Raw genomic sequence first — 21417 nt, 5'->3', positions numbered from 1 at the left:
TCCTTCACTTGAGGTGCGGAGCCATGAATCCTCTCAAATCCGAGCCACGACGGCCCGTATGAAGGGATGTTGCCCGCTGGGGAACCACGGGTGTGTCTGTCATTCCCTCCTTCGCCGACTGCTCGACGGGAGGGGACCGTGACGATCAGGTTCGGCTTCATCGACAACAGTGAAGGAGCCAATCTTCGAACGCTTCCTGCGGGAGTCAAGGGCTCGACCTGCCTGACACCGTCCCCGCTACCGCCAGGCACACGGGTGACGGTGCTCCAAGGTCATTCCCAGGCGCCCGGCTGGTATTACGTATCGACCCTGGTGGGGGGATATCTCTTGCGTGGGCAGATACAAGACTTCCGCATCACGCTCGATCCGCCGGAACCCGCTGCGACCCTCTATCAGGTCAAGCCGGGAGACCGTCTGGAGCCTATCGTAGCGCGTCTCTACAAGGAGGCCATTGCGCCGGGACGCGATTTGCGATTCTACGAAAACGTCATCCTTCACGTGAACAAGGAGCGCGGCCGGATGGGCGTCCGGCGTGGCAAGAACGGCGTGGAGCTTGTCGCCGGGAAGCGCATCTGGCTTGTCAGCACCGCATACGCCAACCGCCTCCAAGAAGAAGTGCCGAGCGGGTCCATCACCGGCGGCGCGCTTGCGCGGGCGCGCGAGGCTGCCCGGCACCTGGAGGATCTGATCATCTCCGTCGACCAGTCAGGACAGCACTTCGGAGAGGTCACCGGGCAGTACGCCCAGGCCATCAAGGACAATCTGTTGGAGATCAGTGCCATCGTCGCGGGGTTCATCGCCGCGGAGGCGCTCTCCACCGTCCTCGCGGCGACGCCCACGGGGGTCGGCCAACTCGCTGCGGCGATCATCCAACTGGGGCTGGCGGCGTTTGGCGCTCAGGGAATCATCGACGCAGGGGTGGAGGCCCTGAAACATGCCAGTTCATGGATCACCCAGGCCTGGGAGGCCAACGGTTCCGCGGAGCGGCTCAAGGAGGCCAGCAAATCCTTCCTCCGGATGCTGATGAGCATCGCCGCAGCAGCGCTTGCGGCGATGGGCGCGAAGACCAACCTGGGACGAGGGGTCAAGCTGGCGAGAACCGTGAAAATCAACCCACCCCGCTTCTACATGATGGCGGCGCAAGGTCCCGGCGGCGCCTTTGCCGGCGTCCCTGTATTCCAGCCGGGCTCGATCACCTCTCATTCTGTGTCCCTGCCCTTCAATCCGTGGGGAGCCGGCAGGCCCCTGATGTCGAAGGCCGTCAAGGACGGCGCGTCCTCCAGGCCGGACACCGAACCCACCCTGACCGAGCGCACGGTCAGTGACGCCGAATGGGAAAGGCTCCTGGAGACGCTTCCCAACTGGGACAAGCTCAAGGAACTCGTCGGACGAAAGGTTCCGAAGGAAGGAACGCCCGCGTTCAACACATTCAAGAAGGAGCTGGAGACAGCCGGCTATCGCCTGGAGAAGATGAACAACGGCTCCCAGCCCTATCGCATTCGTCGCCCGGACGGGAAGGCCCTGAGCGACGAGTACGGAGCGCTCACAGTCACCGAGAACGGACTGGTCGTGCTCAAGATCGGCAAGGGGACGCCCCGCATCAGCATTTTCAGCCGCTACCGGAAGAACTACCTGGACTGGGTGGAGAAGACCCACGGCAAGGCAGCCCGGAAGGCAGCGGAGATACGCATCGCTCGCGGCAATCCCATGCACCACCTGATTCCGGATGCGGTCGCCCAGAAGCATCCGATGATCCGCAAGGCCATGGAGCGGCTAGAAAGCTACACCCTCGACCGAGGAACGAACATCCTCGACATGCCTTGCAAGGATCCGCAGGGAAAGATCATGCACCTGGGCAGCCATCCCAAATACAACAGCTACGTCACCACGCTGCTCGATGATGCACTGGAAGCGCTGGATGACTCCTTGGGCAAGCGCAAGCCTGGCTCCAGCCTGACGCCCCGTGAAATCGAAGATGCGATTCTCGAGATCGAATTAAACCTTCGTGAGGCCATTGAGACTGGCAACCTCCCTGTGGACGTCCTCAAGGAGTTGCGCGAGGATGGCATCGTCGTAGGAGTCAAGCTAGCGCTGCTGGAACTCCCCGCCCACGAGGACTCACGCACGGCATGATGTACGCACTGACGGCCGACATCTCGCACATCGAGGAAGAAGATGTCTTCGACGCCGTCAGCATTGAGTTCGACGGCTTCGAGTCCGTGACGTTCCACAAGCCCGGCGTCGACTACCAAAGGGAACGCGGCGCTCCTGAGATCATCGAGTTCGTTGGCAACCTGGAGAACGCCGCTCGGCTCGACCACCTGTTCACCGCGCCCCGGGGGCTGCTGCTGATCTCCCGGCGCATGGTGCGCGTGCTCGAATCCGTGGGGCCATTCCATCACCGGCTCATCCCCACGGTCATCTACGCGGAACGCATCAAGCACCTGGTGCGTGATCGGTTCACCCGGCAGCGGACCTGGTACCCGGTACAAGACCCCACACTGAAGAACGAGGGCTTTGTCATCCTCCAATTGCTGGAAGAAACCGACTGCCTCGACCGGGAACGGACCCTCGTCAAGGGCGTGCCCTTCCACCAAACCGGCGCGGGACTTCTGGGCAAGGAGAAAGCCCGGCCCCTCGTGCTCAAGACACCGCCGGGAGGCTTTCCTCCTGTGTTCGCAGTTCCCGAACTGGCGTTCTACTGCTTCACGGAGGAGGCCCGCCATGCCTGTGAACAGGCAGGACTGAAGGGACTCTGGTGGAGGCCCCAGGTGTAGCGCCCAGATGCGTGGAGCGAGGGAATCAGGATGTCGGGTCAAATGAGCACGAGCGGAACAGCGGCGCCCGCATTCTGGCTGGAGGTCGACCTCGCGCTGGCGGGCGATGAGGTCAGCGCCACGGCGCGGGGCAGCGGCGGCCAACAGCCCGCGCCCCACAGGTTGGGGCACTCGCGCGAAGCCCTCCTCCGCTTTGGCGAGTGGGTGCGGGACGCGGCCGTGCGCGGGGTGCCCCTGGAGTCTCCCGAGCAGGCGCGGGCGCTGCACTCCGCCCTCTTCCGCGAGGGGCTCCAGGAGGTGCTGCTCGAGCTGCGCGGCGTGTCGCGCAACACCGGGAGCCAGAGGCCGCTGCTGCTGCGGCTCCTGCCTCGGGACCGGGAGCTCCAGGCGCTTCCCTGGGAGGCGCTCTGTGGACAGTCCGGGCCGCTCGACTTCCTCGGCATCTCGCCGGAGCTGTGCATCGTGCGCGGGGTGCAGTCCACGAAGCCCTGGCTTCCTCGCGAGGTCACCGGGGCCGTGCGGCTGCTCGTCGTCTCGCCGCTGGACGAAGAGGCACCGGACCGCCTGCGCGCCATGCTCCAGCCGGCCATCGACTCCGGGGCGCTGGAGTGGATGCAGCCGCTCGTGGGGCCCCGCTCGCGGCGCGACTACGTCATCGACCGGCTCCGCTCGGAGCCCTCGCCGCACATCCTGCACTTCATCGGGCATGGCGGCGTGGACGCGCGGGGAGCCCCGGTCCTGCAACTCACGGACGCGGACGGCGCGTCCGCGGGGCTTCCCGTGGAGCTGCTGGCGAAGGAGCTGGCGGGAGCCTTCCGGGGCGACCTGCGACTGGTGGTGCTCGAAGCCTGTCAGGGCGCTCAACCGGGGACGCTGACGAGCGCGGCGGAGCTGCTCGCGCAGGGCGGCGCGGACGCGGTGGTGGCGCACCTGTGGCCGGTGAAGACAGACGTGGCGCGCGCGTGCTCGCGGGCCTTCTACCGCGCGTTGGTGGGGGACACCCGGCACCGGGGCGACGTGGCCCGCTGCCTCCACGACGCGCGCAGCACGGTGCTGACGGAGTTCAGCGAGAGCGCCGAGGCCTTCTCCCCCGTGCTGTACCTGCGTGGCAGTGACACCACCCTCTTCTCCTTCCGCCCCGCTCGCGCGAAGCCCGCGCCCCGCGCCCCCGTGCAGGCCGAACCGGTGCGCGGAGAGGATCCGTCCCTGCGCGGGTTGATGGACCTGGTCTCACGTCCCTTCTCCCTGGTGCTGGGCGACCACGGAGGCACCACGGACGAGGACCTCCGGGAGCTCCTGCACGGCCGGATGCGGGGCACGCCGTGGGCCGTGCCGGACGCCCTGCCGATGAGCGCGCTGGCGCAGCGGTTCACGCTGCGCTTCGGCCCCAAGACGCTGGACTCGCACTTCCAGGAGGTGTTCCGGGATGCGACGCCCACGCTGCCGCTGGTGGAGGCGCTCGCGCGGCGGCTGGGGCCCGGCGTGCACATCACGCTGCTGCGCATGCCCGTGCTGGAACAGGCGCTCGCGCGGCACCGGCCGGAGCTGCCGCTGTATGTCATCCAGCCCTCGTCGCCCGACGAGGGCTCCGCGCTGATCCGGCGGCGCCTGCCGGGCCAGGGCTGGGAGCCGCTCGACGCGCTGCCCCTGGACTTCGATCCGTCGCGCGACGTGGCGCTGGTGAGGCTGTACCGGGGCTACCTGCCGGACCGCGTCTTCGAAACGCCCCTGCTCACGGAGGACGACTACCTGCACGGCGTGCGGGACCTGGAGTCCGTCCTCCCGCCGGACCTGGCGGACGCCATCCTGGGGACCCTGGACAGCCGGCCCGCGCTGCTCGTCGGACTGTCATTGCTGGCGTGGCACCACCGCATGCTGCTGTCGCGGCTGTTCGGACGCCGGCCGCTCCCTCGCAAGAGCCTGGTGCTGCTGGAGCCCGGGGTGCATGAGGCGGAGTCGTGGAGGTCGGGCCGGGGCCTGCCCGCGGGCGCGGGCATCCAGGTGGTGCAGGCGGATGCGGACGCCGTGGCCGGGTCCCTCGGCACGGGGACGCCGGGAGGTTCGCGATGAGCAGCCCGGTGAACCCCTTCCTCGGTCCGCAGCCCTACCGCGCGGCGGACCGCGAGCGCTTCTTCGGCCGCGAGACCGTGACCCAGCGGCTGGTGAACCGCATCCTCGCGCACCCGTGCCTCACCCTCTTCGGTCCGTCCGGCGCGGGGAAGTCGTCGGTGATGCAGGCCGGCGTGATTCCGCTGCTGGAGGAGGCGCACGAGTTCCGCACGGTGCGCATCGACGGGTGGCTCGCGGGGGAGGCTCCGCTGGCGCGGCTCGTGCGCACGATGCACGCGGAGCTGGAGCTGGGGCCGCCGCCGGAGCAGGCGGGGACGGCGCAGGCGCTGGACGCGGCGCTGGAGCTCGCGTCGCAGCGCTCCGACCGGCCGGTCCTCATCTACCTGGACCAGTTGGAGCAGCTCTTCCTGCCGGGGCGCGACATCGAGGCCACGGGCGCGCTGCTGAAGGGGCTGGACGCGCTGGCGCGCAAGCCGGTGCGCGGGCTGCAGCTCGTGCTGGCGATGCGCGAGGACTACCTGGGGCGCTTCCGGGACCGCGTGCGGGGCCGGCGCGAGCTGCTGGAGCAGGGCTTCCGGCTGGGGCCGCTCACCGTGGGCGAGATGGTGAAGGTGTCGTGCCGGCTGGCCACCGAGAAGGGCCTGCCCTCGCAGCCCTGGTCCGAGCAGGAGGTGCGCGCGCTGATGCGGCAGGTGCGCATGGCGGGCCAGGGCGAACAGGACGATGACGCCGAGGTGCAGGCCGCGTTCGCGCAGATCGTCTGCCGGGCGCTGTGGGACGAGCGGGCGCGGGGCCAGGCCGTGGAGCCTGTCGCCGCGGAGCCGATGGTGCACCGCTACCTGGAGGCGACGCTGGACGCGCTCGGCTCCGACAAGAAGCGGGCGGCGCGCCGGTTGCTGGAGCAGCACCTCATCGCGAGCGACGGCAGCCGGACCCTGCTGACGGAGCAGGAGGCTCGCGCCGAGCTGCCACCCGAGCACGCGGACGAGGTGCTGACACACCTGGAGGCGGCGGCGGTGCTGCACGCGGAGCAGCACCAGGGCAGCCGGTACTTCGAGCTGGGACACGACTGGCTCGCGCGCAAGGTCTTCGAGCTCAAGCAGCAGCGCATCGAGCGGGAGTCCGCGCAGCGACAGCGCCGGCGTGAAGCGGCCGAGCGGCGCAGGCTCATCGTCCTGGCGTCCGTGGCGGCGGGCGTGGCGGTGTTGATGACCCTGCTGCTCGCCTGGGCCTTGAAGGAACAGGGCCATGCGGAGCAGGCGACGAAGGACGCGGAGCGCGCGAAGCAGGAAGCCGTCAAGCAGGCGCGAGACGCGCGGGGACTGGCGTTGATGACGGGGGCTCGCGACCTGCAGGGCCGCGGCTACACCGCGATGGCCACGAAGCTGCTGCTCGAAGTGCCCGAACCCGAGCAGGCGCGCTGGTGGACGCAGTTGGCGCATGACTTCTTGAAGGAACCCCTCCCGGAGGTGACGTTCCAGGGAACGGCCCCCCTGCACCACGCGGCCTTCAGTCCGGACGGCCAGCATGTGGCGGCGTCTTCGCCGGAGGGACTGGCGTGGGTGTGGCGCGTGGACGGGACGGGCACGCCCGTGGCGCTGAAGGGCCATCTGGGCTTCATCAGCTCCATCGAGTTCAGCCCGGACGGGCAATGGGTTGCCACGGCGTCCCAGGACGCCACCGTCCGGGTGTGGCGGACGGATGGGACGGGCAAACCCAGGGTGCTCCGGGGGTACGAGGACACCGTCCACTCGGCGGCCTTCAGTCCGGATGGCCAGTGGCTGGTGACGGCTTCCGCGGACATGAGCGCGCAGGTGCGGCGGGCGGATGGAATCGGAGAGCCCCTACGGCTCGCCGGGCACGAGGCATCGGTCCTGGCGGCGCGCTTCAGTCCGGACGGGCGGCGCGTGGTGACCGCGTCGTGGGATGGGACGGCGCGGGTGTGGCGGGCGGATGGGAAGGGCTCGCCCGTCGTGCTCAAGGGACACACCAAGCCCGTCTCCTCGGCCGAGTTCAGCCCGGATGGGCAATAGGTGGTGACGGCTTCCGAGGACAGGACGGCGCGGGTGTGGCGGGCGGATGGGAAGGGCTCGCCCGTGGTGCTCAAGGGACATGAGGGGATCGTGTTCTCCGCCACGTTCAGCCCCGATGGCCTGTGGGTGGTGACGGCTTCGGCGGACAAGACGGCGCGGGTGTGGAAGGCGGATGGAACGGGCACGCCCGTCGTGCTCGGAGGGCATGTGGACCCCGTCATGTCCGCGGGGTTCAGCCCGGACGGCCAGTGGGTGGTGACCGCGTCCCTGGACAGGACCGCGAGGGTGCGGAGGGCGGATGGAAGAGGCGCGCCCCTGGTGCTCAAGGGGCACCAGGGCTCGGTCGAGGAAGCGCGGTTCAGCCCGGACGGGCAGCGGATCCTCACCGCGTCCACGGATGGCGCCCTCCGGGTCTGGAAGGCAGGCGGGCCGGAGCTTCCCGTTGTGTTCCAGGACTCGGGCAGGACGGCCGGCGGGATCCAGACCGCGGCGTTCAGCCCGGATGGACAGCACGTCGTCGCGGCGGGCGCCGACGGAGCGGCGCGCGTCTGGCGCACGGAGGGGACGGGAGCCCCTGTCGTGCTCGACGGGCGCGACGGCCCTGTTTCGTCGGCCGCCTTCAGCCCGGATGGCCGCTGGGTGGTGACGACCTCCGAGAACGGGAATGCGCGGGTGTGGCGAGCGGATGGAACGGGCGCTCCGGTGGTGCTGAAGGGAGAGCTGCTCAAGCCCATCGCCTCGGCGGAGTTCAGTCCGGAGGGTCAGTCGGTGCTGACCACGCTCCAGTACGGAGGCGTGCCCCGGGTGTGGAGGGCGGACGGGAGCGGGACATCGCGGGCACTGGGGTCCGACCCGGCGCGCCTGGCCCGGTTCAGCCGCGACGGTCAGTGGGTGGTCACCGCGTCGGGCCGGACCCTGAAGGTGCTGAGGGCGGATGGGACGGGCACGCCCGTGGTGCTCGTGGGCCATGGAGGGGACATCCGTTCGGCCGAGTTCAGCCTCGATGGCCAGTGGGTGGTGACGGCGTCCGCGGACGCGACCGCGCGGGTGTGGAAAGCGGACGGAACGGGCACCCCCGTGGTGCTCAAGGGGCATGAGGGGGACGTCTCTTCCGCCCGCTTCAGCCGGGATGGCCAGTGGGTGGTGACAGCGTCCGCGGACAGGAGTGCGCGGGTGTGGAAGGCGGACGGAACGGGCACTCCCGTGGTGCTCAAGGGGCATGGGGGGGACGTCCTCTCCGCCAGCTTCAGCCCGGATGGCCGTTGGGTGGTGACGACATCGAGCGACAGGACCGCGCGGGTGTGGAGGGTGGACGGAACGGGACTGCCCGTGGTGATCCAGGGCTGTGAGTGGGGAGTCACCTCCGCCGAGTTCAATCCGACCGGACCGCAGGTCCTGACGGTCTGCTTCGATGAACAGGCGCAGCTCTGGCCCCTGGACGTTCCGGCGCTCCAGCGCCGGCTCCGGGCCGTCAACAAGGACTGCCTTCCTCCGGACGTCCGTCGCAGCTACCTGGACGAAAGCGAGGAGCAGGCACGGAGCGCCTATGCGGAATGTGAGCGGGTCCAGGGACGGGATCCGCGCGTGACGCCGCCCCCGGCGCTACGGCTGCTGCCCTGAAAGCCTCGCGGCGGGGTCTCCAAGCAACACATAGCCGCGCAAGTCATTGCGCTGCATCCACTGATAACCCTGTCGCTTCGGGTCGACCGGATCCGGAATGCCATACACCTGCGCGTCCTGCCGCGCCCGGTAGCCCGCCAGCAGCGCGTCGTTGACTCCCCGGTACGCGCTCATCAACGCGTCCAGGGCGACGCCCGCGCGGCTGCCATTGGACAAAATCTGGAGCGCGGAGAGCACACGCGACGCGCGGCCGCGCGTCATGTCCTCCGAGTCCAGGAACCCGAGCGTCCACGCGAGGTCACTGTGGCCGATGATGCCCAGCGGGCCGCGCGGGTTCGCCAGCAGGGCCTGGGGCAGCGCCGCCACGAAGGGCCGCTCCCCTGCCCTGGGCAGGCTGTGCAGCACGGAGTCAGGACGCCCCGAGAACCCGCCCGCCGCGGCGAGCTGCGCGAGCCATGCATGGAACGCGCTGTCCGGAGGGGTCGCCGCGCCGAAGCACGCCACGCTGAACCACATGCCCCCAGGGAGGAAGGGTGTGTCCCGCAGCAGCGCTCCCGTGAGCGGCGGGCCTCCGCCCAGCGTCAGCGCGCCCTGCAGCGCCCGCTGCTCCTGGGGAGACGCCCACCCCTTCGAGGGCCGCCCCAGCCCGTGCGCCACCGTGAGCATCACCGCCGAGCGCGCACCGGCCGCGGCCTCCAGGAGCGTGTCGGGGTCCGCCCAGTCATAGGGAATCTCGTGGACCTTCAACGCGGGCCGCTTCTGCTTCCACCGCGTCTCCATCACCTGCCGGCAGGGCTCCACCAGCAGTTGGTGGCCCGAGCTCGTCGCCGTCGTCCCGTCCCGCGCCGTGTAAAGGAGCATGTCGGGGGCCTCCGGCGGCGCGCCCCGCCTCTCGGCCGCGCTCACCTTCTCCGCATAGGACGTGTAGCCCGCGAGGTCCGGTGCACCGTCGGGCAGCCCCACGTGAAGCCGCCCCACGAACGCGCCATGCGCGAGCACGTGCTGCAACTCCATGGATACGTCGGGCAGGTCCCCGAGCAACAGCAGGTACCTGGGGCGCTCCTCCTCGGGGACGTCCTCGGCCCGGTGCACCGTCTCCTTCCAGCGCACCGCCGCGCCCGCGTCCATGCCGGGAGGGACGCGGTAGCGCATCACCGGCGCGCCCTGCTCCTGCTCGCGGTGCTGGAGGAGCGGCTCGATGGCGCGAAGCAGGGCATCGCCCGTCGCGCCCAGCGGCGCGATGACACCCCAGCGCTGCGCGGGCAGGTCATTGGGGTTCGCGTCGGGGCGCTCCAGCGTCATCCCCTCGGCGCGGCGGGGAAGCGGCGCGGGCCTGGGCGCATCCCGGGTGGAGTCCGCGGGGAGGCCGTCCTCCAGCACGGGCCGGCGGTCATCCGCGCGCGCGAGCAGGAGGTGCAGCGCTTCATCCTTCACGGGCTCGGGCATTCCGCGACAGGGTAGCGCTTTTCCGTCCAGAATCCGGAGACCGGTCCAGGAACTGGAAAGGGGCCGTCCCCCACAGCGCCTCCCTCCACTCAATCCCTTGCAATGATTGGGATTGGAGGATGACGCCCTGCGTGGCACAACCGCTGCACTGTTGTTGTGCATGCACGGTAAAATCCTCCTCCTCGATTCGAAGCCCCCGGTTCGTGGGGCGACGGCGCGTCACCTGACGGCCGCGGGCTTCACCGTCCTCACCGCTCGCACGGATTCCCAGGCGCGAGGCCTGCTGGACACGAACCTGTTCGACGCGGTCCTCATCGACCATCCCTTCGGCCGGCCCGGCATGGAGGAAGGGCTGCGGTTCGCTCGCGACCTGCGCCTGCACGACTCGCACCTCCCCATCCTGCTGATGACGGCGCTGCCCCTGGACGAGGTCCGGCACTCGGCGTGGGCGAGCGGCATCACCAAGCTGCTGCCCAAGCCGCAGTTGATGCCGGTGCTCATCCTCCACCTGTCCGCGCTCATCCCCGCCGCGGCCAACGAGGACCAGCCCCAGCCCATCCCCATGCGCTGAAAATCCGGGCTGCCGCCCTTGTCTGTTTCAGTCCGGATTCCGGAAAATGGATCCGCAAGCTGGACAAACGCGCGCGGAGTCCGGGTTTCGGGCGGGCCAAGTGGCTGTAACGACTTCATCGATTTATTCCCGGGGCCCTGGCCTCTCCCTTGCTCATGCGTCCTCGTGTGCCCCGGAACCTGCTGATCGTCGATGATGAAACGGTCCTGTGCTGGGTCCTGGGCCGCTTCTTCTCCAGCGCCGGATACGAGGTCGACTCGGCCACGGACCTGGACGAGGCCCTGGAGCGCGTGAAGCGCGGCCGGTACGACCTGGTCATCAGCGACCTGCGCCTGAGCGGGACGCAGTCCGAGGAAGGGCTCGTCATCGCGAAGCGGCTGCGCGAGTCCTCCCCCGCCACGCGCATGGTGCTGCTGACGGCGTTCGCGACGCCGGACCTGGGGACGCGCGCGCAGGCGCTGGGCGTGGACCTGGTGCTGAGCAAGCCCCAGCCGCTGCCGGACCTGGCGGAGCACGTCTCGCATCTGCTGGAAGCTCCGCGCTAGCAGGACGCGCGGTCGCCAGCCCTTCCTCCCCCTGACAAGCGCATCGCGCGGATCCACTCGGTGTCCGGGTCACCCTTGCCATGACACCGCCACACGCGTGCGCGCGATTGCTCCGCGCCCCGGAGTGACGCACCGGGACTCGCGTGGGGGCGGATCCGGATTCTGGAAAGTGGATCCGCAAGCTGGACAACTCGCTCCGTGCGAGCGCGTCACCTATTCCAAACACTCGAAAGAATTCGGCCGTGCTCGTCCGGCAGCCCTGGCCCTGGCCTTGCTTTGCATTGCTTCGTGCCCCCACCGCCGCCCACCGCCGATTCGGTGCTCCCCCAGCACCTGAACCCGCCCGCACGAGCGCCAGGACATACGGCGGGAGCGGGTTCCCGCACACCCCCGCCGCCGGACCGACGGAGCTCCATGGACCCCACCCCCAACGACCTCCCCCTCGCTTCCGGCCGGCTCACCGCCCCCTTCGCGCGTGCCTGGATGTTGTCGTGCCTGGTGCTCCTGGCGCTCCTTCCCCAGGGGGCCTCCGCCGCTCCGGCGCTGCGCTACCAGGTGGATCAGCGGGGCGACTTCGTGCTGTTCGGCAACACGCTGTCGCAGGAGTGCCGCTCCGGCACGCCTGCGCCGTTGACCGGGACGGTGGGGGCCTGCGGCACCAACACCACCGACCAGGCGTCCGACGTGCACTGGAGCACCGACGGCCTCACGGCGTTCGCGGACACGTCGGTGGCGCCCGCGGATTCGAAGAGCCAGGCGGTGCTGGTGCTGCCCGCGGGCGCGGTGGTGACGTACGCGCGGCTGTACTGGGGCGCGGTGCGCTCGGTGGCGAGCCGCACGGGCACCCTGCAGCCGGGCACGTCCGTGACGCTGTCGCGGGTGGGCACGGGCGCGTTCTCCACGAGCGTCACCGCGGACTCCAGCAAGGGCTACACGAGCGGCAGCAACTACGCCTATCAGTCCACGGCGGACGTGACGGCGCTGGTGCAGCAGCGCGGCACGGGCGCGTACCTGCTCGCGGGCGCGGACGCGCTGGACTTCCGCAACGTCAACGACACCTTCCCCTACTCCGGCTGGGCGATGGTCGTCTTCTACCGGCTGGCCAGCGAGCCCCTGCGCAACCTCACCCTCTTCGACGGGCTGGACACGGTGAGCAACGGCGTGAGCGCGACGGCCACCCTGTCCGGCTTCCTGGTGCCCGCCTCCGGCTACACGGCGAAGCTGGGCGTCATCGCCTATGAGGGCGAGAACTCGTTCACGGGCGACGCGCTGAACTTCAACGGCGTGGCCCTGACCGACGCGCAGAACCCGGTGAACAACTTCTTCAACGGCACGCGCAGCCGGCTGGGCGTGGCGCAGAACAACGAAGGGGACCTGCCTCGCTTCGCCGGCACGCCCGGCACCACCGAGGGCCTGGACCTGGACGTGGTGGACATCACCTCGCGCGTCTCCGCGGGCCAGACGTCCGCCACGGTGTCCGCCACCTCCACGGCGGATCAGTACCTGCTGGGCGCGTTCATCACGTCCATCTCCACGCAGAAGCCGGACTTCATCCAGACGGTGAAGAGCGTGGCCGCGGTGTCGCCTCGGCCGGACGGCAGCCTGCGCGGCGGCGACGTGCTGGAGTACACGGTGCAGACGACGAACACGGGGGATGACTCCGGCATCCTCACGGTGCTCACGGACAACCTGCCCTCGAACGTCACCTATGTGCCGGGCTCGCTGCGGGTGACGACCGGCGCCAACACGGGCGCGAAGACGGACGCGACGGGTGACGACCAGGGCGACTACGACGCGGTGAACCGCCGCCTCACGGTGCGCCTGGGCACGGGCGCCACCGCCACGCAGGGCGGCGTCATCAACATCGGCGAGAGCACGACCATCGTGTTCCGGGTGACCATCAACGCGGGGACCTCGGGGAGCATCGACAACCAGGCCATCGTGCGCAGCACCGGGCAGCAGGGAGCGCCGGAGACGACGTTCCCGTCCTCGCCCCCGGTGGGGACCGGCCCCACGACGACGCCGGTGGGAGCGCCTCCCGCGCCCACGGTGGTGGCGCCCACGGCGGGCTCCACGCTGGCGACGGGCACGCCCACGTTCAGCGGCACCGCGGAGGCGGGCAACACCGTCACGGTGCGCGAGGGCACCACCGTCCTGTGCACGGCGACGGTGAACGCGTCCGGCAACTGGAGCTGCACCCCCTCCGTGCCGCTCCCGGACGGCGCGCACACGGTGACCGCGCAGGCGGCGGACTCCAGCGGCAACCTCAGCCCCACGACGTCCGTGGGGTTCAACGTGGACACGACGGCGCCGGTGGCCCCGGTCATCTCCACGCCCGCGCAGAACGCGCAGCTCAACACGGCGACGCCGACGTTCACGGGCACCGCGGAGGCGGGCAGCACCGTCACGGTGCGCGAGGGCACCACGGTGTTGTGCACCACCACGGCCAACGCCGTGACGGGCGCCTGGAGCTGCGCGTCCACTGTGACGCTGGGGTCCGGCTCGCACACGGTGACGGCGACGGCGCAGGACGCGGTGGGCAACACCGGCCCCGCGTCCGCCGGGCGCACGTTCGTGGTGGACGTGACGGCTCCGCCAGCGCCGGTCATCGTCGCGCCCGCGAGCGGCGCGGCGGTGGGCAGCACGACGCCCACGTTCAGCGGCTTCGCGGAGGCCGGGAGCACCATCACCGTGGTGGTGGGCGGCGTCACCGTCTGCACCGCGACGGCCAATGCCTCCGGCGCCTGGTCCTGCGTGTCGGCCACGACGCTGCCCCAGGGCCCCCAGACGGCGACCGTCACCGCCACCGACGCGGCGGGCAACACCGGCCCGGCCAGCACGACCACGTTCACGGTGGACACGGTGGCTCCGGCCGCGCCGGTGGTGACGGCCCCCACCGCGAACCAGACGGTGGCCACGAAGACGCCGGTCTTCTCCGGCACGGCGGAGGCGAACAGCACCGTCACCGTGCGTGAGGGCACCACCGTGCTGTGCACGACGACGGCCAATGCCTCCGGGGCCTGGTCCTGCACGTCCTCCACGCTCGCGGAGGGCGCGCATACGGTTTCCGCCACCGCGCGGGACGCCGCGGGCAACACCGGCCCGGCCAGCACGGCCGTTCCCTTCACGGTGGACTCCGTGGCGCCGGCCGCGCCGGTCGTCACCGCGCCCACGGCCAACCAGACGGTGGCCACGCAGACGCCGGTGCTCAGTGGCACCGCGGAGGCCAACAGCACCGTGACCGTGCGCGAGGGTACGACGGTGCTGTGCACGACGACGGCCAATGCCTCCGGCGCCTGGACCTGTACGTCCTCCACGCTCGCGGAAGGCGCGCACAGCATCACCGCGACCGCTCGGGACGCGGCGGGCAACACCGGCCCGGCCAGCACCGCGGTCCCCTTCACCGTGGACACGGTCGCTCCGGTGGCCCCCGTCATCGCGTCTCCCACCGCGAACCAGTCCGTGGGCTCTCAGACGCCGGTCCTCTCCGGCACGGCCGAGGCGAACAGCACCGTGACCGTGCGCGAAGGCACCACCGTGCTCTGCACCGCCACGGCCAATGCCTCCGGCGCCTGGTCCTGCACGTCCTCCACCCTCGCCCAGGGGGCGCACACCATCACCGCCACGGCGCGGGATGCCGCGGGCAACACCGGCCCTGCCAGCGCGGCCGTTCCCTTCACCGTGGACACGGTCGCTCCGGCGGCTCCGGTCGTCACGGCGCCCACGGCCGGTCAGACCCTGACCACCCAGACGCCGGTCCTCTCCGGTACGGCGGAGGCCAATAGCACCGTCACTGTTCGCGAGGGCACCACCGTGCTCTGCACCGCCACGGCCAATGGCTCCGGCGCGTGGTCCTGCACCTCGTCGACGCTTGCGGACGGCTCGCACAGCATCACCGCCACGGCCCGCGACGCGGCTGGCAACACCGGCCCGGCCAGCACGGCCGTTCCCTTCAGCGTGGACACCACCGCCCCGGCGGCTCCGGTCGTCACGGCGCCCACGGCCGGTCAGCAGCTCGCCACGTCGACGCCTGTCATCACCGGCACGGCCGAAGCCAACAGCACCGTCACCGTGCGCGAAGGCACCACCGTGCTTTGCACCACGACGGCTGACTCCAGCGGCGCGTGGTCCTGCACGTCCTCCACGCTCACGGACGGCCCGCACACCGTGTCCGTCACGGCCCGCGACGCGGTGGGCAACACCAGCCCGGCTCGCACCGTGTCCTTCACCGTCGACGCCAGCGCGCCCGACGCGCCGGTCATCGCCACACCGATGAATGGCTCGGTGCTGGCCGCGCCCCCCGCCACGTACAGCGGCACGGCCGAGCCCGGCAGCCGCGTCACGGTGACGGTGGACGGCACTCCGCTGGGCACCGTCACCACCAACGGCTCCGGCGAATGGAGCATCACGCCCGGGCCCGCGCTCGCGGACGGTGGCCACACCGTCACGGCCGTCGCCCAGGACGCCGCCGGCAACAACAGCCCCGTCGCCACCTCCACCTTCAGCGTGGACACCACCGCGCCGGACGCGCCGGTCTTCACCGCGCCGGCCCTGAACGCGACCGTCACCACCGCGCGGCCCGCCATCACCGGCACCGCCGACGCCGGCTCGCAGGTGACGCTGGTCATCGGCGGTACCTCCTACGGTCCGCTGACCGTGGATGGCACCGGCCACTGGAGCTTCACGCCCGCCACCGACCTGCCCCAGGGCACCCTCACCGTCACCGCCACCGCGACGGACGCGGCGGGCAATGTCAGCGACGCGTCCCAACTGACGTTCACCGTGGACTCGGTGCCGCCCGACACCGTCATCACCTCGCGGCCCCCGGTCGCGAGCAACAGCCCGTCCGCCACGTTCACCTTCCAGGGCACGGACGCGGACGTCGCCGGCTTCGTCTGCACCCTGGACGCGACCAGCGTGGCGTGCGCCTCGCCGTACACGGCGACCGGCCTGGACGAGGGCCCGCACACCTTCACCGTCGCCGCCGTCGACACGGCCGGCAACCTGGACCCCACGCCCGCCAGCTCCACCTGGACCGTGGACCTCACGCCCCCCGACGCGCCCATCGTCCTCCAGCCCACCAGCGGCGAGGTGCTCACCTCCGCGTCGCCCGTCATCACCGGCACCGCCGAGCCGGGCAGCACCGTGTACCTGGTGCTCGACAACGGCGCGCCGCTGGGCCCCGTGCTCGTCAACGCGCAGGGGGAATGGAGCTACCCGGTGCAGGCCACGCTCGCGGATGGCTCGCACACGCTGAGCGCCACCAGCACGGACGCCGCGGGCAACACCAGCCCGCCCGTGTCGCTCACCTTCATCATCGACACGGACGCGCCGGACACCACCATCGAGTCGGGCCCCGCCCAGCCCTCGAACAGCGCGAGCGCCACGTTCGAGTTCAGCTCGACCGGCGGCGGCATCGGCTACGAGTGCAGCGTGGATGACGCGGCGTTCAGCGCCTGCGACAGCCCCTTCACGCTCGACAACCTCTCCGAAGGCGAGCACACCCTCGCCGTGCGCGCCGTGGACGCGGCGGGCAACGCCGACCCGACCCCGGCCGAGTACACGTGGACGGTGGACCTGGGCATCCCCGAGGCCCCGGCCATCACCTCGCCCGCGAACGGCGCCCTCTTCAACACGGGCGCGGTGTCCTACGCCGGCACCGCGGAGGCTGGCGCCACCGTGCGCGTGACGGTGGATGGCGTCTTCGTGGGCACGACCGTGGCCTCCGGCACCGGCGCGTGGACCTTCACCGCGGGCCCGGTGCTGGACACCGGCGCGCACACCGTCAGCGTCGTCGCCGTGGACGCGGCCGGCAACGTCAGCCCGTCCACGAGCGCCTCCTTCAACGTGGACCTGGTGGCGCCGGACACGGCCCTCACCGCGTCCGTCCCCGCCGTCACCTCGAGCCGCGACGCCTCCTTCGAGTTCACCTCGAACGAGTCCACCGCAACCTTCGAGTGCCGCTTCGACACGGGGACCTTCGTCCCATGCACCAGCCCCCAGGCGCGCACGGACCTCGCGGACGGCACGTACACCGTGCAGGTGCGCGCGGTGGATGCGGCCGGCAACGTGGACCCCACGGCCGCCACCTTCACGTGGACCGTGGACACCACCGCGCCGGACACCTTCATCCGCTCGGGCCCGGTCGCGAACGACGCGCCGAACCCGGCCACGTTCGACCTGGACTCCAACGAGGCGGGCGTCACCTATGCGTGCAGCCTGGATGACGGTCCGTTCACGGCGTGCTCGGATCCGGCGCTCTTCACCGTGACGGCCGGGCCCCACACCCTCGCCGTGCGCGCCACGGACGCGGCGGGCAACGTGGACGCCACCCCCGCCACCTGGTCCTGGTCCGCGACCGACGACGCCGACAACGACGGCCTCACCGACGCGGAGGAGGCCCAGCACGGCACCGACCCGCGCAACGCCGACACGGATGGCGACGGCCTCTCCGACGGCGTGGAGGTCCGCTCCGGCCGCACCGACCCGCTGGATGACGACTCCGACGACGACGGCCTGCTCGACGGCAACGAGGACGCCAACCACGACGGCATCACCCAGGACACGGAGACCGACCCCACCCTCGCCGACTCCGATGGCGACGGGCTGACCGACGGCCTGGAGCTGGGCCTCACCGCGCCCCAGGGCACCGGCACCGACCCGGCCCGCTTCGTCGCGGACGCGGACCCCGCCACCACCACCGACCCGCTCAAGGTCGACACCGACAACGGCGGCGTCTGGGATGGCTTCGAGGACAAGAACCACAACGGCAAGGTGGACCCGGGCGAGACGAACCCGCTCAACGCCGCCGACGACGTGGACGCGGACGGTGACGGCGTGGACAACGCCACCGAGCTGGAGCTGGGCCTCGACCCCTTCAACCCGGACAGCGACGGCGACGGGCTGATGGATGGCATCGACGGTCTGGTCGACACGGATGGCGACGGGCTCATCGACGCGCTCGACACCGACAGTGACAATGACGGCCTGCCGGATGGCGAGGAGGACGTGAACCACGACGGCGTCACCCAGCCCACGGAGACCGACCGCCGCAAGGCCGACACGGACGGTGACGGGCTGAGCGATGGCATCGAGGTGCGCGGGCAGAACCCCACCGACCCCCTGGCCAGCGACACGGACGGCGACGGGCTGTCGGACGGCGAGGAGGACACCAACGCCAACGGCATCCGCGACGCCAACGAGGCCGACCCCAACAACGCGGACACGGACGGCGGCGGCGTGTCCGACGGCGTCGAGGTGAAGGGCGGCACCAACCCGCTCGACCCGGACGATGACTTCCAGGTGCTGGGCCGTGGCTGCTCCACGGGCGGCGCCGGGGGGCTGCTCCCGCTGGCGCTGGGCCTGCTGTGCGTGCCGTTCCTCGGGCGCCGCCGCCGGTCCGGCGCGGGCCGGGGGCTGGCGCTGACGGTGGCGGTGGGCCTGTCGCTGGGCGCCGCGTCGCGTGCGCAGGCCCAGGCGTCGGTGTCGCAGGCCATCGACGTGCAGCAGTACAAGCCGGGGCCGGGCGCTTACGACGTGCTCGGGGTCCACAGCGCCCGCGTCGCGCCGCACCTGACGTGGAACGTGGGCGCGTCCCTCAACTACGCGCACCAGCCGCTCAACTTCTACGACCCGCGCGAGGAGACGTTCGTCTACCGCATCGTGGAGCGGCAGGTGTCGTTGGACCTGATGGGCGCGGTGTCCCTCTTCGACCGGTTGGAGGTGGGCCTGGTGCTGCCGCTGACGGTCACCGGCTCCCAGCCCGCAGGCGTCGTGTCGGAGCAGTTCGCGGACGGCGTGGGCACGGCGGGCCTGGGTGACCTGCGCGTGGTGCCCAAGCTGGCGCTCTGGAAGCAGGGCGCGCTGAACCTGGCGGTGGTCGCGCCCTTCACCCTGCCCACCGGCGGTGGAGAGCACTTCCTGGGCGCGGACGGGCCCACCTTCCAGCCTCGCGTCGCCGGGGAGTGGGCCACGCCGTCGCTGCGGCTGCTGGCCAACGTGGGCGTGAACCTCCGCAAGGCGCAGGACCTGCGCAACCTGCGCGTGGGCAACGAGCTCGCGTTCGGCGTGGGCGCGGAGGTGCCCATCACCCAGGCGCTGTCCGCGCAGGCCACGCTGGCGGGCGCGGTGGGCCTGTCGGAGTCCGACACGGAGGAGTTCCCCCTGGAGCTGCTGGGCGCGGTGAAGTACCGCTTCGCCCGGGGCTTCGCCGCGCACGTGGGCGCCGGGCCGGGCCTCACGCGCGGCTACGGCACGCCCGCCTTCCGCGTGCTCGCGGGGCTGGCCTACACGCCGGGCGGGACTCCTGCCCCGGTGGCCGCCGCGCGGGCCCCCACCTGCGCGCTGGGGCCCGAGGACTTCGACGGCTTCCAGGATGACGACGGATGCCTGGATCCGGATGACGACAACGACGGCATCCCCGACGTGAGCGACACCTGCCCCACCGAGCCGGAGACGGTGAACGGCTACCGCGACGACGACGGCTGCCCGGACACGGTGCCCGAAGCGAAGCCGGAGCCGAAGCAGGCCTCGGAGGGCGCCCCGCCCCAGGCCGCGCTCGCCCTGCCGCCCGCTTCCGCGGACACGGACGGCGACGGCATCCCGGACGCGGAGGACCGCTGCCCCACGGCCGCCGAGGACAAGGACGGCTTCGAGGACGAGGACGGGTGCCCGGATCCGGACAACGACAAGGACGGCATCCCGGACGCGGACGACCAGTGCCCGCTGGAGGCGGAGGTCATCAACGGGGTGAACGACGAGGACGGCTGCCCGGACAAGGGCGAGTCGAAGGTGCGCCTGGAGGGGTCGCGCATCGTCATCCTGGACAAGGTGTATTTCGCCACCGGCAAGGACGTCATCCTGCCCAGGTCGTTCCCGCTGCTGGCGCAGGTGGCCTCCATCCTGCGCGCCCACCCGGAGCTGGAGCGGGTGCGCGTGGAGGGCCACACGGACAGCCAGGGCGACGACGCGAAGAACCTGGACCTGTCGCAGCGGCGCGCGAACACCGTGCGCGACTGGCTGGTGAAGGGCGGCATCGCGGCGCAGCGCCTGGAGGCGGTGGGCTATGGTGAGACGAAGCCGGTGGACACCAACGCCACGGCGAAGGGGCGGGAGAACAACCGCCGCGTGGAGTTCAACGTCCTGAAGACCGCCGGCCAGGCGGAAGGAGTGTCGCCGTGAGGAAGGCGGGCGCCCCCCTGATGCTGTCGCTGCTGCTGTCGGCCTCGCCTGTCGCGGGGCTCGCGGCGGAGGCGGAGAGCGCCTGCGGCGGGCTGACGTTCGACAACGGGCGGCTCACGACGGGCCAGCCCCTGGAGGCGAAGGGGCCCCGGACGGAGGCCTGCCTGCGCGAGGTGGCGCAGGCCGTGAAGGCGCGCCCCGCCATCCGGGGCCTCACCGTGGCCGCGAAGCTGCCGGACGCGGAGCGGCTGGACGGCCAGGGCCTGGCGGTGGCGAAGGCCGCGGCGGAGGTGCTGGTGAGCGCGGGCGTCCCCCGCACGCGCGTGTCCTTCGTGGCGCCCCCGGCCGACGCCAACACGCCGGGCCGGCTGCAGCTCGCGTACGTGGAGCGCCCCACGCAGGTCGCGGTGGCCCGGCTGCGCACGGCCAGCGGACAGGTGACGGCGAGCACCGGCGAGGGGCAGCCCACGCCGAGGCTGGCGGGGGACTCGCTGTACGCGGGCGAGCTCGTGGCGACGGACGACACCGGCCGGGCGGAGCTGGGGCTGGCGGACGGCAGCGTCCTGTTGCTGTCCCCCCGGAGCGCCGTGCGCCTGGGCACGCTGGAGCTGACCGCCGAGCGCCAGCGCAAGGTGCTCTTGGACCTGGTGAAGGGCACGGTGGAGACGCAGGCGGCGCCGGGCGGCGCGGGCTCCACTTTCGAGGTGCGCACGCGCGGCGCGGTGGCGGGCGTGCGCGGCACGCGCTTCCGCGTGTCCCAGCAGGAGGACGGCACCAGCCGCCTGGAGACGCTGGAGGGCAAGGTGGCCCTGGGCGCGGAGGCAGGCTCCGTGGACGTGGACGCGGGCTTCGGTTCGCGGGCCCGGCCGGCCCAGGCGCCGGAAGCACCCCGCGCGCTCCTGGCGGCGCCGGTGCTGGAGCGGCCCCGGGGCGGCACGTACCCGAAGGCGCCGTCGCTCGTGTGGAAGGCCGTGCCGGGCGCGAAGGTGTACCGGGTGGAGCTGGGGGCGACGGCGGACTTCGCGGGCGACGTGAAGGTCCAGGAGTCGGCCCACCCCACGGTGGACGCGGCGGCGCCGGGCGCGGGCAAGTGGTTCTGGCGGGTGCTGGCGGTGGATGCCGACGGCTTCGTAGGCTACCCGTCGAAGATCTTCAGCTTCGACGTCGCCGGGTGA

The 21417-nt window shown here is 71.4% G+C and carries 10 protein-coding genes; 9 read left to right on the top strand and 1 reads right to left on the bottom strand.

Annotated elements, in window-relative coordinates; translation table 11 throughout:
• Positions 1 to 138: 138 nt before the first annotated feature.
• The 5 genes from K8612_RS39155 to K8612_RS05545 are packed head-to-tail and all read left to right on the top strand — an operon-like array spanning position 139 to position 8500.
• On the top strand, positions 139 to 2133 hold the full coding sequence (locus K8612_RS39155; protein ID WP_223761492.1) for an AHH domain-containing protein: 1995 nt from the start codon (positions 139 to 141) through the stop codon (positions 2131 to 2133).
• Positions 2130 to 2777 (top strand): hypothetical protein, encoded by a 648-nt coding sequence (locus tag K8612_RS05560; RefSeq protein ID WP_223740476.1) that lies wholly within the window; start codon positions 2130 to 2132, stop codon positions 2775 to 2777. Before K8612_RS39155 ends, K8612_RS05560 begins: the two co-directional genes overlap by 4 nt.
• A 42-nt stretch (positions 2778 to 2819) precedes the next feature.
• Positions 2820 to 4847 carry a CHAT domain-containing protein gene (locus K8612_RS05555; RefSeq protein WP_223761491.1) on the top strand — a complete coding sequence of 676 codons (2028 nt, stop codon included), beginning with the start codon at positions 2820 to 2822 and terminating at the stop codon, positions 4845 to 4847.
• Entirely contained in the window at positions 4844 to 6880 is a 2037-nt protein-coding gene (locus tag K8612_RS39150; protein WP_306799610.1) for a hypothetical protein, read from the top strand. Before K8612_RS05555 ends, K8612_RS39150 begins: the two co-directional genes overlap by 4 nt.
• Positions 6881 to 6883: 3 nt before the next feature.
• Positions 6884 to 8500, top strand: a complete 1617-nt coding sequence (locus K8612_RS05545) for a WD40 repeat domain-containing protein (RefSeq protein ID WP_223761490.1) — start codon at positions 6884 to 6886, stop codon at positions 8498 to 8500.
• Here K8612_RS05545 and K8612_RS05540 read toward each other — a convergent pair.
• A complete protein-coding gene (locus tag K8612_RS05540) occupies positions 8483 to 9934 on the bottom strand; it encodes a hypothetical protein (RefSeq protein ID WP_223761489.1) in 1452 nt (483 codons plus the stop codon). The genes K8612_RS05545 and K8612_RS05540 overlap by 18 nt on opposite strands.
• 172 nt (positions 9935 to 10106) lie before the next feature.
• Here K8612_RS05540 and K8612_RS05535 point away from each other — a divergent pair, with 172 nt between their 5' ends.
• From K8612_RS05535 to K8612_RS05520, 4 genes are all read left to right on the top strand, one after another.
• Complete coding sequence (locus K8612_RS05535; RefSeq protein WP_223740479.1) at positions 10107 to 10517, top strand: response regulator transcription factor; 411 nt, start codon at positions 10107 to 10109, stop codon at positions 10515 to 10517.
• 155 nt (positions 10518 to 10672) lie between these two features.
• Positions 10673 to 11062, top strand: a complete 390-nt coding sequence (locus K8612_RS05530) for a response regulator (protein WP_223740480.1) — start codon at positions 10673 to 10675, stop codon at positions 11060 to 11062.
• Positions 11063 to 11476: 414 nt separating this feature from the next.
• Entirely contained in the window at positions 11477 to 20242 is an 8766-nt protein-coding gene (locus K8612_RS05525; RefSeq protein WP_223761488.1) for an Ig-like domain-containing protein, read from the top strand.
• The gene (locus K8612_RS05520; protein ID WP_223761487.1) at positions 20239 to 21417 is read left to right on the top strand and encodes a FecR family protein; all 1179 of its coding nucleotides are present in this window, start codon (positions 20239 to 20241) and stop codon (positions 21415 to 21417) included. The genes K8612_RS05525 and K8612_RS05520 overlap by 4 nt, the downstream gene beginning before the upstream one ends.

Origin of the sequence: Corallococcus sp. AS-1-6 (assembly GCF_020037015.1) — a bacterium.
Classification (GTDB): Bacteria; Myxococcota; Myxococcia; order Myxococcales; family Myxococcaceae; genus Corallococcus.
This window is presented reverse-complemented; position numbering and strand designations above follow the sequence as displayed.

Excerpts from the sequence above, each read along its gene's own strand:
- K8612_RS05560 (WP_223740476.1), top strand. The coding sequence starts at position 2,130 with ATGATGTACGCACTGACGGCCGACATCTCGCACATCGAGGAAGAAGAT.
- K8612_RS05555 (WP_223761491.1), top strand. The coding sequence starts at position 2,820 with ATGAGCACGAGCGGAACAGCGGCGCCCGCATTCTGGCTGGAGGTCGAC.
- K8612_RS39150 (WP_306799610.1), top strand. The coding sequence starts at position 4,844 with ATGAGCAGCCCGGTGAACCCCTTCCTCGGTCCGCAGCCCTACCGCGCG.
- K8612_RS05535 (WP_223740479.1), top strand. The coding sequence starts at position 10,107 with ATGCACGGTAAAATCCTCCTCCTCGATTCGAAGCCCCCGGTTCGTGGG.
- K8612_RS05530 (WP_223740480.1), top strand. The coding sequence starts at position 10,673 with ATGCGTCCTCGTGTGCCCCGGAACCTGCTGATCGTCGATGATGAAACG.
- K8612_RS05525 (WP_223761488.1), top strand. The coding sequence starts at position 11,477 with ATGGACCCCACCCCCAACGACCTCCCCCTCGCTTCCGGCCGGCTCACC.